At 63.2% G+C, this 242-nt stretch carries 1 pseudogene; it reads left to right on the forward strand.

Going from position 1 to position 242, the window contains the following annotated elements:
- Positions 1 to 222, forward strand: a pseudogene (locus RMT89_RS45100) (hypothetical protein); the annotation flags it as partial.
- Positions 223 to 242 lie beyond the last annotated feature (20 nt).

Raw genomic sequence — 242 nt, forward strand, 5'->3', positions numbered from 1 at the left:
ATCAATGAATTGCAGGGGTTGTTCGCGCACAGCCTCTTGGAACTGGACCGCGACTTGGCGCGCGGCGATCTGACGCCAAAGGATCTTGCAAGCATCGCCCACCGCATCAAGGGTGAGGACAACGTCGAGCAACGAACCGACGAGCCGGAACACACGCTCGCCCCCGGTCCCGTACTGTCCACCGAACCCGCATCCGCGCGCCCGCTCACCATCGAGACCTGACGAGTTCACATCGGGCGCCT

This window comes from Streptomyces sp. P17 (genome assembly GCF_032436805.1).
Classification (GTDB): Bacteria; Actinomycetota; Actinomycetes; order Streptomycetales; family Streptomycetaceae; genus Streptomyces.